Origin of the sequence: Chitinophaga sp. Ak27, from assembly GCF_012726295.1 — a bacterium.
In the GTDB taxonomy this organism is placed as follows: Bacteria; Bacteroidota; Bacteroidia; order Chitinophagales; family Chitinophagaceae; genus Chitinophaga.
This window is the reverse complement of the sequence record NZ_JABAOB010000003.1, coordinates 306828-320502: the sequence shown is the minus strand read 5'-3', so window position 1 is coordinate 320502 and position 13675 is coordinate 306828. Positions and strand designations below refer to the sequence as shown.

The following is a 13675-nucleotide window of genomic DNA, read 5'->3' as shown; positions in this document are numbered from 1 at the left end:
GGAATCATTTTTGACATAGTATATATAAACGCCCAAACTGCAGCAAAAGCGTTATAAAAACTTTAACACCATTCTTTAACAATTTAAATCATCAGGTCTTCGATACATCATTCAATTCATCATCAAAAAATGCTGTTGATATTATAAAGTAACTATACACACAACAACATTCATGACATCTTCAGGAGTCTGGGACAACAAAAATCGGGACTAATAAAACAGGGAGTTATGAACAGGGTAATTAAACATACAGGGATACTTCTCTTAACTATATCTTTCTTCGTAAGCAGCTGTGCTACTACTTATGCTCCTTACGGAAGCCAGTATGACCAGGGTGGTCAATACAATCAATACGATCAATATAATACGTCTTATCCTTCCGGTCCACAGGTACAGGTAAATGCCTCCATTTCATTTTACGATGAATTGAGCCCTTATGGTACCTGGGCGAGTTATCCGGGTTACGACCGAGTATGGATACCTAATGCGGGCCGGGATTTCAGACCATACTATACAAATGGGCACTGGGTTTATACCGATTACGGCTGGACCTGGATGTCTGACTATTCCTGGGGTTGGGCTGCCTTCCACTATGGCCGTTGGTTATATGACGACTACCAGGGATGGATGTGGGTACCGGGTAATGAATGGGGACCAGCCTGGGTAAACTGGAGAGGTGGTGGTGATTATTACGGTTGGGCGCCTATGGGACCTCAATATTCCTATAATCCTCCGAGCAATTGCTGGGCCTTCGTACCCAGACAATATATCGGTAGCCCCCGTATCAATAACTACTATGTAGATAATAGCCGGAACGTAACTATTATCAACAATACTACTATTATCAATAACACCAATAATTATGGTGGGTACCGGGTTTACGCTGGACCCAATGCCAACGAAGTACAACGTTACTCCGGCCAGCAGATCAGGCCTTTAAGAGTGGAAAACAGTGGCAGACCAGGAACAGGCAGGGTAGAAAGCAACCAGTTACGTATTTACCGTCCGGACGCTGCAGCTATTCAGAGAGGACAGACGGCCGATCGTTCAAGACCGGTACAGCAACTTGACTATAACCGTCCGAATCGTGGTAATAACAACAACGGGAACATTTCCAATAACAATGGTAATACACCAGGACGCATCAATTCTGGTAATAATGGCAACAATAATAATGGGAACGTTCCTAACAACAATTTCCCGGGTAGAGTAAGACCCGGCGACAATAGCAACAATAACGGAAATATTCCCAATAACAATAACAACGTCCCTGGACGGGTAAGGCCAGGTAGCAGCGATAACGGTAATATTCCCAACAACAATAATGGTAATGTTCCCAACAACAATTTCCCTGGTCGGGTAAGACCCGGCAACAGTGATAATGGTAATATTCCTGCCGGCAACAACACGCCCGCCGGTAATTATAACAGACCTTCCAGGGGATTTGACCAGCAGCAACAACAGCAGGAACAACAGCGTTTACAACAGATACAACAGCAGCAGCGTGCACAACAACAGCAACAGCAACAGGAACAACAAAGAATACAACAGCAGCAACAGCAGGACCGTGTTCGCCAGATACAAGATCAACAGCGCATACAACAGCAACAACAACAGGAAAGAGTAAGACAGCAACAGCAGGAACAGCAGCGTATACAACAACAGCAGCAGCAACAGCAACAGCAACAGCAGCAGCAGCAGGAAAGAGTAAGACAGCAACAACAGGAACAACAACGTATGCAGCAACAACAGCAACAACAACAACAACAACAACAACAACAACAACAACAACAACAACAACAACAACAGGAAAGAGTAAGACAACAACAGCAGCAGCAACAGGAACAACAGCGTGTACAAAGGGAACAGCAGCAGCAACAACGTCAGCAGGAGCAGCAGCAAAGACAACAACAACAACAGCAAGGTGATCGACCTTCACGTGTAGGATAAGGCTGTAGCTGGCGAAATGAACAAGTCATAATACTTGCCAAATATACATCGTCCGTTGACGTTACCTGATAAAAGACCGTCTCTGTTTATGAGGCGGTCTTTTTTTGTGCATTGTAAACAGCGCAGCTATTGTTACTGATTATATACGTATTGATATAATTGTGATTTTATCTTGTTGAAGCCCATTGTTTCGGCGGAAATCCCTTTATACATGATACAAAGTTCCAGTGGCGGAAGATGTGGATAGTAGGCTGGTTGCTGGTAACGATCCGGGAACGTCTGATAACCCAGCCGTTCGTAAAAATTAATTCTACGTATAGCTTGTGCCGTTACAGGAGGTTCTACTTCCAATACAATGACCTGTAGCTGTTTTTCGAGCAACTGCATTACCTGCGTACCGGCGCCGCCTCCTCTGGCACTGGGATGGATAGCAAAATGTTCTATAAAGTAAAAATCGGGGAGTTGCCAGTAAAACACAAGGCCGGCAAAGGCGGCATTACTGGTTATACGCAATATCCGGAGATGGCCTGCTGCCATTAGTTGTTCCTGCAGGGGCCAGGGTCTTCTTTCCTCCAGTGGAAATGCTTCGCTGTACAAGTCTTTCATGGCATCATCGGCCATGGTAACTGGGGTAAGCTGGATCATGCCGCGAAGTTAGTGATTATTCTTTGCGGCGGGCACACATTCAAATGGATCGGGGTTACCGGCGGGAACGGGCTTATCGGCCGCCCAGCAGAAGTTCATGGGCTGACTGGTAATGCTTACCAGTTTCACTTCTACCTTACTTCCCTTACGGCTATTGGAAGCAGTGATGCTTCGGCTGCTTTTTTCGGAAATGTTATTAATGGTATACTGTTCTGTTTTGAAGATTTCATTGTTATTGCGCATATACAGCACTTTTACCACCACATTGTCGAGGGGATACTCTGTTTGATTGCGTACGGTAATTGTCAGGTTTTTGATGCCTCCGAGAAAGCCGGTGTGGTAGTCGCCCGCCGTTGCTGCGATAAATTGCTGCCAGTTGCGGCGGTAATAGGCACGGCGTTCGATAAATTGTCCGCCTACCCGTTGTTGCAGCTCCTGGTGGCTGTTGATCTGCTGGCTCACGGCGCCGGCCTGGGCGAGGCTTTGCCGGAGGTCCCGATTTTCATTCCATAGCCGTTGGTTTTCAGATAATACTTTACGTACATGCCGCTGTTGCTGGCAGTAGCCCAGGCTGAATATAACGATTAACAGCAGTATTATAGCAGGATAGATATAAGCTTTTTTCATCCCTGTGGCGAGAGAAAAAATAGTGCCAACTGAGTTTTCATTACATTTGTACAAATGGTCACAATGCAATTGATTATTGTAAACAATGAACAGACAGCCCGGCAGTTTCTGGAAGTACATGTATTATTGAATAAAGACGTGGAAGGATGGATAAGGCCGCTGGATAAGGATATCAACTCGGTGTTTGACCGGGAACATAACAAAGCTTTTCGTCATGGAGAATGTGTAAGATGGATTTTAAAAGATGGTAATGGTCAGTTAATTGGGCGGATGGCCGCATTTGTCAGTAAAAAATATAAGAATAAGGGAGATGAATTCCCGGTAGGCGGTATCGGGTTCTTCGACTGTATTGATAACCAGGAAGCAGCCAACCTGCTTTTTGATACCGGCAAACAATGGCTGCAGGAGCGTGGCATGGAGGCTATGGATGGTCCCATCAACTTTGGAGAACGCAACAACTGGTGGGGATTGCTCACAGAAGGTTATCATGAGCCGCTTTATGCCATGAACTTTAACCCTCCCTATTATGTTCGCCTCTTCGAGCAGTATGGATTCCAGGTATTTTTCAATCAGATTTGCTATGGGATGAAAGTAGCAGATACCCTGCAACCCAAATTTTACGATCGCCATGCCGCCATTGCTGCTGATCCGGCGTTTAAGGCGATGCATCTCAGAAAAAAGGATTTGCGGAAGTTTGCAGAAGATTTCTGTACAGTATATAATAAAGCCTGGGCCAAACATGGTGGTGGCAAGGATATGGGCAAGGCGCAGGCGATTGCGCTTTTCAAGCAGATGAAGCCATTACTGGATGAGAAAATCGCCTGGTTCGTATACCATCATGAGGAGCCTATTGCTATCTGGCTTAACCTGCCCGATCTCAACCAGTATATTAAACATATGAATGGGAAATTTGGCCTGTTGCAGAAGCTCAAATTCCTGTATTTGAAACAGATGGGGTATTGTAAAAAGATGACGGGAATTATTTTCGGGGTAGTACCGGAATTCCAGGGCAAGGGCGTGGATGCGTTTACCATTGTGGAAGGCGCCAAATTAATTCAAAGCGGTGCAGTGAAGTATGTGGATTATGAAATGCAATGGATAGGTGATTTTAACCCCAAAATGCAGAATGTGGCGGAAAGCCTGGGGGCTGCCCCTTCCCGGCAATTGACCACTTATCGTTATTTATTTGACCGAAGAAGGCCGTTTCACCGGCATCCGATAATCGGATAACATATTTCGGATGCAGGAGTGTGGTCCTGCATCCATTTATTGATACCTACCTCGAGTATTACACACATTTTTGTATCGTTTTGAGGCCATAGATCAACCAAATATATTACATCTCATATATTATTATTAAAAATATATAATTAACCAACCTACTATTAGTCAATACGGTAATGGCTTTCGCTTACCTGCCCTGATGGCTGACTGCTGATGAAACACCAATAAGTTTATGAATATTCGATACATTTAAATCCCTTTTAGGGTCTAACCTGACATTTCGTTATGACCGACTTATATCCTGAGTGCCCGGAAAACGCTGATCTGGCGCTCATTGAACCCACGTTATTGTTTAGGCAACAGATAATGAAAGCCATCAGCTACGTTGTACTGTTTTTTATACTTTACGTGGTTTTATTGTTGGCAGCCGTAGCCCTGGCTGTTGGTTGTATACTAGGGGGGGTGATGTTATTCCGCCATCGTCCTGGTTGGCTTACAGGCATCATAGGACCTGGTCTTATGTTGTTGGGGGGGATGGTGTTGTTTTTTCTCATTAAATTTCTTTTCAACAAACGGCAGGCGATAAACCCTTACCGCATACAGATTTTTGCAGATCATCATCCCCGTTTATTCGACTTTATTACGCAGCTGGTAAAGGACACACGTATTCATTTCCCTAAAAAAATATTCGTGGTGCCAGATATGAATACTACTGTATTCTATGATTCCAATTTATTCAGTTTACTATGGCCTGCTCCAAAAAACCTGGAGATTGGTTTGGGGTTGATCAACAGCGTGAATATCAGTGAATTTAAAATGTTGCTGGCGCATGAATTTGCCCATTTTTCCCAGCGAAGTATGAAGCTGGGCAGTTACATTTATGCGTTGAATAAGCGCTTGTATACGATGCTTTATGAAAATGAGCAGTGGGATGAAATAGCCATGCGCTGGAGTAATGGCAATAGTTTACTGAGTTTTTTTGCACATATTACCACGCGGCTATTAACAGCGATGCAATTTGTGTTGCGGAAAATATATTCACTAATTAACCGCCGCTACCTGGAGTTGAGCCGGGAAATGGAATTTTATGCCGACCAGGTAGCTGTGAGTCTCACCAGCTCGCCCACTGCTATCAGCAGTTTACGCCGGGTAGAAATGGGGAGTTATTGCCTGGATCATTGTTTCCATAAACTTCCCGAGTTGGCGGAGAAGGGCGTACGTTTTTCCAGTATTTTCTCCGTACAACGGGCATTGCTTTGTTATTACAGCCAACAGCATCAGCTGGCGCTGGATCCTGCCGGGTTGCCTGTTATTACTGATCATTACTTTCAATCGTTTCTGAAAAGCCGGGTACAGTTGCGGGAGCAATGGACCTCTCACTTGTCGCGGGAAGCCCGGGAGGCGCATTATGTACAGGCTGCCGTATCCTGTAAGCCAACAGGGCATAGTGCCTGGGCTTTATTTAATGAGCCCGAAGCCCTGCAGGAGCAGATGACAGGGCGATTGTATCACCAAATCCTGCCTATGCCGGCGGATACATTTGACCTGGTTACGCCTGCCGCTTATATTGCGGAGCTGTCACAACACCACCGGCTATACGAATATCCCAAAGCATTTAATGAGTATTACGATAACCGGCCATTTAATGATATAGCAGTAGATGACGCTATTTTATTATCCCGGGAAGAGATGGCGCAGACGTGTCTCGAAGATATATACCATCCGGATATTATTGCCAGGATGCGGGCATTTTACCGGGACCGGCAGGATGCAGAAACCTTGCAGGCCATCAGTACCGGCCAGTTCCAGACCCGTTATTTTGAATTCGACGGACAGAAATATAGCACTGCCAGGGCCCGGCAGCTGGCCCGTATGCTTACCACCCAGGTATGCGCAGAAGCAGAATGGCTAAAAAAACACGACCTGCTTGCTTTTCGTTACCACTATAGCACTGCGCTGCAAAAAGGCCCTGAGGTCGCAGCCCTTTTGCTCAAAAAATACCGGGAAGTACTGGCTTATCAAGAAACGGGACATCAATTAAATGACCAGGTATTCCGTATTATACATTGCATCAGCCAGTTGTTTAACAGCCAGGAACAGGACCTGGCGTCATTGCCCCCCCTTTACCAGGAATTGTCGGCCGAATGCTGGAATTTCCGGCTCCTGACGGAAAACATCCGTCAATCGGCCTTGTATAGCACATTCCCGGAGAGTATGGAAGGAAAGCTCGGGAAGCTCCGGCAACAGGACTGTAACTTTATAACCGATATGATTCCCGACTATGCTGCCATGCAGGAACTGCATGAAGTGAGCTCCGAGATGATGGAATATTATAACAACGGAATCATATTATTAAAAAAATCATATCTGGAGTTTATTTTAACTTTGATACCGGGGGAATAGGTTGCCCTGGAAGCGCCGTTGCTGCTGTGCATTTTTCTCTTACTGAATTTGTGCGTATTTTCGGCGCTCGCGAACGCGTAGCAGTCATATGGAGAATTTTATCGTTTCAGCCCGTAAGTACCGTCCACAGAACTTTTCAACTGTTGTAGGACAAGCACATATTACCACCACACTCAAAAATGCCATTCGCAATAACCAGCTGGCGCATGCCTTTCTGTTTTGCGGACCCAGGGGAGTTGGGAAAACTACCTGTGCGCGTATCCTGGCGAAGACTATTAACTGCGAAAACCTGCAGCCAGATGGAGAAGCCTGTAACGAATGTCATTCTTGTAAGTCGTTCAATGAAGGGAGTTCCTTCAATATTCACGAGCTGGATGCTGCTTCCAACAACTCGGTGGATGATATCCGAACACTGGTAGAACAGGTACGTTTTGCCCCCCAGGCCGGGAAATACAAGATCTATATCATAGATGAGGTACATATGCTCAGTTCTTCCGCATTCAATGCGTTTTTGAAAACGCTGGAGGAGCCACCTTCCTATGCTATATTTATCCTGGCTACCACCGAAAAGCACAAGATCCTCCCTACAATCCTGAGCCGATGCCAGATCTTTGATTTCAAGCGTATTACCATACAGGATACCGTAGACCACCTACAGGAGATCTGTACCAAAGAGCATATCCAGGCAGACACTGATGCCCTGCATTTAGTGGCGCAGAAAACGGATGGTTGTATGCGTGACTCACTGAGTACGTTGGATAAGATCGTCAGCTTTACCAGCGGGCATCTGACCTATCAGAATACGCTGGAGCATCTGAATATACTGGACTATGATTATTTTTTCCGGGTGATGGGCGCTGTATTACAACAGGATATTGCCAATGCCTTATTAATATATGATGAAATTTTGCAGAAAGGATTTGAGGGAGATAATTTCCTGAACGGGTGGGCTGAATTTTTACGCAACCTGCTGCTCTGTAAAGATGAAAAGGCGCTTCACCTGGTAGAAGTATCCGGCAACCTGAAAGACCGTTATAAACAGCTTTCTGGTCAACTGAGTCCCGCTTACCTGATTACTGCGTTACACCTGCTCAACGATACCGAAATTAACTACCGGATGGCGCGTAACAAGCGTTTACATGTGGAAATGGCGTTGATTAAGCTGTGTTACCTGCAGCAGGCCGTTACCCTGGTGAGCGATGATGCTACCGGAGAGGTAGCAAAAAAAAAACTAGTTCCTGATGGTTCGGCACCGCAGAAATTGCGTGCTCCCGGCGCCCAGCCGGTTACTGCCAAGACAGTAACAGAAAAGCAGGCCACTGTAGCGAGTATTCCGGCAGCACCTGTAACAACAGCTCCACCAGTGGCCGCCCCGGCACCGGTTAGTACTGCTCCATCCGTAGCAGTACCTACGGCTATACCGACCCCTTCACTGGCGCCAACCCCGGTAGCAATACCTGTAACATCTGCTCCGGTAGCAGCTCCTCCAGTAGCGATCCCGGCGGCCAAACCGGTTGAAACCACTACTCCTGCAGCTATCTCCAGTAAATTAACCGGGCTGGCAGCAATGAAAGAGGCGATGGCGGCCAAGCAACAGGGAAATACACAGGTACAGTCTACCCCACTGACTATGGGGGCCATCCATGTATACTGGGAAGAATTTATTGATCAGTACCGGCAGGCCAATAAAATGACGGTAGTAAGTAACCTCGCCCTGGCCCAGCTCAAGTTGCTGGGTACTGAGGAAGTGGGGATTGTGAGCCGGAATATAGTGCAATTCAGGTTTATGGAAGAGGAGAAGCTGGTGATCGCAGAATTCCTGAAAAAGAAATTTAACAACCCGGCGATTGTGCTTACCCTGCAGCTGGATGAGAGTCAGCAGGTACAGGATATTGGTCCGGCTCCGCTTTCCAGCCGGGAGCAATTTCAGCAGATGGCTGAAAAATACCCGATTGTAAAAGAGCTGAAAGACAGACTTAATATGGAGCTGGATTTCTAGGCAAATGCATATAATTAAATATTAACGATAGATAGACATTTTTAAACAGTTTACACTTCCTTCTTTGCGTTTTTGCGCAAAAACATGTAGGTTTGAACAAAATTTTGAATAAAACACTATGGCAGAAGTTATCAGAATGCCCCTTTTGAGTGATACGATGACGGAAGGGGTGATTGCGGAATGGCATAAAAAGGTGGGCGATACAGTAAAGGCAGACGATGTTATAGCTGAAGTGGAAACGGATAAAGCAACGATGGAGGTGATGGGTTATGTAGAAGGAACCCTCCTGTACATTGGAGTAGAAAAAGGAAAGGCAGCTAAAGTTAACGGAATTATTGCCATTGTAGGTAAACCGGGAGAAGACTATAGTTCTCTGCTCGAAGATAAAAAAGAAGCGACTGCTGCTCCTGCGCCGGCTGCTGCGGCACCTGCACCACAGACTGCTCCCGCTGCTGCTGCACCAGCTGATGATGCTGCGTTGAAAGAAGCACTGAAAAATGCCACTGTTATCCGTATGCCGCTGTTGAGCGATACCATGACAGAAGGTAAAATAGTTGCCTGGAACAAGAAAGTAGGCGACGTAGTAAAAAGTGATGATGTACTGGCGGAAGTGGAAACCGACAAGGCTACCATGGAAGTAATCGGTTATGCCGACGGTACTTTATTATATATTGGTGTTAAAGAAGGGGATGCTGCCAAAGTTAACGGCATTATCGCCATTGTAGGCAAGGCCGGAACCAACGTGGATGCGATCCTGGCGGCTGAAAATGGTGCTCCGGCTACAACTGCTGCTGCGGCTCCTGCTGCACAGAATGGTACCACCGCAGCACCTGCACCACAGGCTGCTCCTGTTGCTGCCTCCAATAGTACAGACGGTCGTGTGAAAGCCTCTCCACTGGCTAAAAAGCTGGCAGAGGAAAAAGGTATCGATATCAGCCAGGTACCTGGTAGCGGTGATGGTGGCCGTATTGTAAAGAAAGATGTGGATAACTTTGTTCCTGCGGCGAAAGCGGCTCCTGCAACACAAACTGCTGCTGCCCCTGCTGCTCCGGCCTTTGTACCTGCCGGTCAGGAAGGTTTCACAGATGTTCCGCTGACCAAAATGCGCCAGGTAATTGCCAGACGCCTCAGCGAGAGCAAGTTTAGCGCTCCTCACTTCTATCTGAAGATAGACGTAAACATGGATAAAGCCATGGATGCGCGGAAAGCTATCAACGAAATTTCCCCTGTTAAGATTTCCTTCAATGATATGGTGATCAAGGCATCTGCCATGGCACTGCGTCAGCATCCGGATGTAAACAGCAGTTGGATGGGTGATTACATCCGTCAGAACCAGCATATCCACATCGGTTCCGCCGTAGCGATTGAGGATGGCCTGATTGTTCCGGTGATCCGCTTTGCTAATCAGAAGACACTGAGCCAGATTGCTACCGAAGCAAAGAGCCTGTACGACAAAGCCAAAAACAAAAAGTTACAACCACAGGAATTCAGCGGTAATACTTTCAGCATCTCCAACCTGGGTATGCTGGGTATCGACGAATTCACTGCGATCATCAATCCGCCGGATTCAGCGATCCTGGCAGTAGGTGGTATCAAGGAAACCGCTGTTGTGGAAAAAGGGCAGATCAAAACTGCCAATATCATGAAGCTGACCCTGAGCTGCGACCACAGAAGTGTGGATGGAGCCGTGGGCGCCCGTTTCCTGGCTACCCTGAAAGGGTTCCTGGAAAACCCGGTAACAATGCTGGTATAATCGAAATAATAAGCTATACAGGAGGGCGGAGCGTTTGCTCCGCCTTTTTTATGGAAAAAAACCAGCCGTGGGATCTTATGATAAAATAATATGAAAGCTGTTTGTTCACTCTTGGCACTGATCCTGGGCTTTCCCGCGATTTCTGTCGCACAAACACAGTGGGATGATCATACCATTACCTGCTGGACTGACCCTCTCCCATGTTTTCGGATGGATTTTGATCATATTCCAGTTACAAAACAACTAAAGCCAATGGGATACCAGGGGTTAGTGATATTAAGTTTTAAGGTGGACACAGTTAAGCCCTATCTCTTCGACCTTAGGATGATTAAGGCTACACTATATAATACCACACACACTGATAGCATTATTATCTATAATGGAAACATTACAGGGAACCGGCAAGCGGCTACCACTATCGTTTTGCCGGCCCTTACGCGGTATATCCAGGCTATTCCGTATAAAATTGTGCATAAGCAAGGGCTGCCTTGTGCTACTCCAACATGGTATCATCTGCCTGTTAAAATTTATAAATAAACGACAACCAGGAGAATTATAATGAAATAACCTCCCCGGTGTCTTCCGGTCCCGTCATTACCGCGTAAAAATGTTTCACTATCTTTTGAAAGTTCAAAAACATGACATACATTTGGCTTTGTAAATTGTCAAACGCTATAAAAACAACACCTTCATGAACTTACCGGAAGCAAAAGCGCAGTTTATTCAAACCTGGGGATCTTTAGGCGCACAATGGGGCATTAACCGCACCATGGCCCAGATTCACGCGTTATTACTGATTATGCCGGATCCGTTGAGTGCAGATGATATCATGGAGCAACTCAATATTTCCCGGGGTAATACCAATATGAACGTTCGGGAACTGATTAACTGGGGCCTGGTAGAACGCATCCTTATTCCTGGTGAAAGGAAGGAATATTTTGTAGCGGAAAAAGACATTTGGAAAGTAGCCACTTATATTGCCCGCGAAAGAAAGAAACGCGAGCTGGACCCCATCATGAAAGTGCTGCAACAGCTGCAGCAGGCCGAAGGCGATCCCAAAGACAAGGAAATGAAAGCCTTCAAAGACTCTATCTCCAATATTACCAAGTTTGCGCAGCAAACCGATAAAACCATTAGTGCGTTTATCAAATCGGAAGAAAGCTGGTTTTACAGCAGCTTGTTGAAACTCATCAAGTAATTTTTTTTTGTCGCAATATTTCAATTTTTTCTGAAAATTCCGAATTAACAAAAAAAATAAAAATGAAACTGCTCCTTATTATAAATGGTACTGTTCAGGGCTTGCTTTATGTTGCGGGGTTAGGATTGTATTTCACTGCCTCTGGCTTTTTTTTGCCTGTGTTTTATGGGCTTGCTGCCTGGCAGTTATTAAGCACCGTTATCAGCCTTGTGCATGAAGAACACCCAAACGCCAACTATGTCCTACATTTTTTCCATTGGGCATTCATTGGTTATAACTGCCTATTACTGTTAACTGTGGCAGGCAGGAATTGCGACGCATTTCCCAGCTTCTTTTATACCATTATCCTCTTTATCCTGCTCATCAGCGAAGTATTAGTGCCGTTATTAATTACCCTGGTAACTATATTGAACATCCGGAGAATATCTGTACCGGAGCCACTGCCTCTAAAATAAGCACCATGGAAAATAAGCGTATTATTATTGCGGCGGGTACTGGTTTCATTGGTAAAAGCCTGGCTACCTGTTTTGGAAAACATAACGACATTATTATTCTTACCCGGCAGGTACGCCCCGCAACGGGCCGTATCAGCTATGTACAATGGGATGGTAAAAAACCAGGTACCTGGTGTGAAGCACTGGAAGGCGCCGACCTGCTTATTAATCTCACAGGAAAAAGTGTCAACTGCCGGTACAATACTACAAATAAACGCATCGTCCTGGAGAGCCGGGTAAATGCTACGCGGGCGCTGGGAGCGGCCATCCGGACACTAAAAAATCCGCCGGCTGTATGGATCAATGCCAGTAGCGCTACCATTTACCGGCACGCAGAAGACCGGCCCATGGATGAATTTAATGGGGAGATAGCGAATGATTTCTCTGTACAGGTGTGCACACAATGGGAACAGGCATTTAACGATATTACGCTACCGTGTACACGAAAAATTGTTCTTCGTATAGGCATTACCCTGGGCTGGGAAAGCGGCGGCGTTATGCAGCCTTATCTCCGGCTGGTAAAATTCGGGCTGGGCGGCTACCAGGGCCACGGCAGGCAGATGTATACCTGGATCCATATCACCGATGTATGCCGGATGATTGAATGGCTGTACGAAAACGATCATAGTGAGGGTGTGTATAACTGTACAGCGCCTTTTCCTGTTACCAACCGGGCCTTTATGAAAACATTGCGGGAAGCGGCTTCCCACCCGTTTGGATTACCTGCGCCAGTTCCTTTGCTGAAAATAGGCGCTTTATTGATAGGAACAGAAACGGAATTATTACTCAAAAGCAGGTGGGTGTTACCCAGCCGGTCTTTGCAGGAGGGCTTTGTATTTGCTTTTCCAGAGATAAAAGCTGCCTGTGAGGATATCCTGGCCCATTTGCCCCGGAGCGCTTACCACTTGTACTGAAATACGTACATTAGCTGTATGGACACCAACAATGATAAAAAACTCACGGTAGTACTGGGCGCCTCGCCCAACCCGGAAAGATATAGTAACATGGCGGTTAACCGGCTTACCGCCAAGGGACATCCCGTAGTGGCTATCGGAAACCGCGCTGCCCAGATAGGCGATATCCCGGTTATTACGGCCCACCCGGTGCTGGAACAGGTAGATACGGTTACTTTGTACCTGAATCCTACCATTCAGCGGGAATATTATGATTATATCCTGCAGCTGCATCCCAAGCGCATTATTTTTAACCCGGGTACCGAAAACCCGGAACTGGCGGATATTGCCAGGCAGCATCAGATAGTACCCGTGGAAGCTTGTACGCTGGTCTTACTAAGTACCGGACAATTTTAATTTTATCTCTCCTATCTTCTTCTTTTTTTAATACCAGCTGTTAGCTAATGCTAACAGCTTTTTCGTATATTC

At 46.1% G+C, this 13675-nt stretch carries 11 protein-coding genes; 9 read left to right on the top strand and 2 right to left on the bottom strand.

The genetic code is table 11. From position 1 onward, the window contains the following. The first annotated feature begins 228 nt into the window (after positions 1–228). On the top strand, positions 229–1950 hold the full coding sequence (locus tag HGH90_RS31665) for a DUF6600 domain-containing protein (protein WP_211172634.1): 1722 nt from the start codon (positions 229–231) through the stop codon (positions 1948–1950). A 132-nt stretch (positions 1951–2082) separates the two neighbouring features. Here the strand turns inward: HGH90_RS31665 and HGH90_RS12780 are convergent, their stop codons facing one another. After that, the gene (locus HGH90_RS12780) at positions 2083–2595 is read right to left on the bottom strand and encodes a GNAT family N-acetyltransferase (RefSeq protein ID WP_168761818.1); all 513 of its coding nucleotides are present in this window, start codon (positions 2593–2595) and stop codon (positions 2083–2085) included. Positions 2596–2604: 9 nt separating this feature from the next. Then, positions 2605–3222, bottom strand: coding sequence for a hypothetical protein (locus HGH90_RS12775; RefSeq protein WP_168761817.1), 618 nt, complete (start codon positions 3220–3222; stop codon positions 2605–2607). Between the two features lie 63 nt (positions 3223–3285). Between HGH90_RS12775 and HGH90_RS12770 the strand changes: the two genes are divergently transcribed. From HGH90_RS12770 to HGH90_RS12735, 8 genes are all read left to right on the top strand, one after another. Continuing rightward, positions 3286–4452: a hypothetical protein gene (locus HGH90_RS12770; RefSeq protein ID WP_168761816.1), complete on the top strand. Its 1167-nt coding sequence runs from the start codon at positions 3286–3288 to the stop codon at positions 4450–4452. 279 nt (positions 4453–4731) lie between these two features. Continuing rightward, positions 4732–6849, top strand: a complete 2118-nt coding sequence (locus tag HGH90_RS12765; protein ID WP_168761815.1) for a M48 family metallopeptidase — start codon at positions 4732–4734, stop codon at positions 6847–6849. 88 nt (positions 6850–6937) lie between these two features. Further along, positions 6938–8848 carry a DNA polymerase III subunit gamma/tau gene (locus HGH90_RS12760; protein WP_168761814.1) on the top strand — a complete coding sequence of 637 codons (1911 nt, stop codon included), beginning with the start codon at positions 6938–6940 and terminating at the stop codon, positions 8846–8848. A 118-nt stretch (positions 8849–8966) separates the two neighbouring features. Further along, on the top strand, positions 8967–10601 hold the full coding sequence (locus tag HGH90_RS12755; protein ID WP_169191261.1) for a pyruvate dehydrogenase complex dihydrolipoamide acetyltransferase: 1635 nt from the start codon (positions 8967–8969) through the stop codon (positions 10599–10601). A gap of 691 nt (positions 10602–11292) precedes the next feature. Next, positions 11293–11799 carry a GbsR/MarR family transcriptional regulator gene (locus HGH90_RS12750; RefSeq protein WP_145664385.1) on the top strand — a complete coding sequence of 169 codons (507 nt, stop codon included), beginning with the start codon at positions 11293–11295 and terminating at the stop codon, positions 11797–11799. Between the two features lie 62 nt (positions 11800–11861). Continuing rightward, positions 11862–12254, top strand: coding sequence for a hypothetical protein (locus HGH90_RS12745; protein ID WP_168761812.1), 393 nt, complete (start codon positions 11862–11864; stop codon positions 12252–12254). A gap of 5 nt (positions 12255–12259) precedes the next feature. Further along, on the top strand, positions 12260–13207 hold the full coding sequence (locus HGH90_RS12740; RefSeq protein WP_169191260.1) for a TIGR01777 family oxidoreductase: 948 nt from the start codon (positions 12260–12262) through the stop codon (positions 13205–13207). 18 nt (positions 13208–13225) lie between these two features. Then, the gene (locus tag HGH90_RS12735) at positions 13226–13603 is read left to right on the top strand and encodes a CoA-binding protein (RefSeq protein WP_168761810.1); all 378 of its coding nucleotides are present in this window, start codon (positions 13226–13228) and stop codon (positions 13601–13603) included. Positions 13604–13675 lie beyond the last annotated feature (72 nt).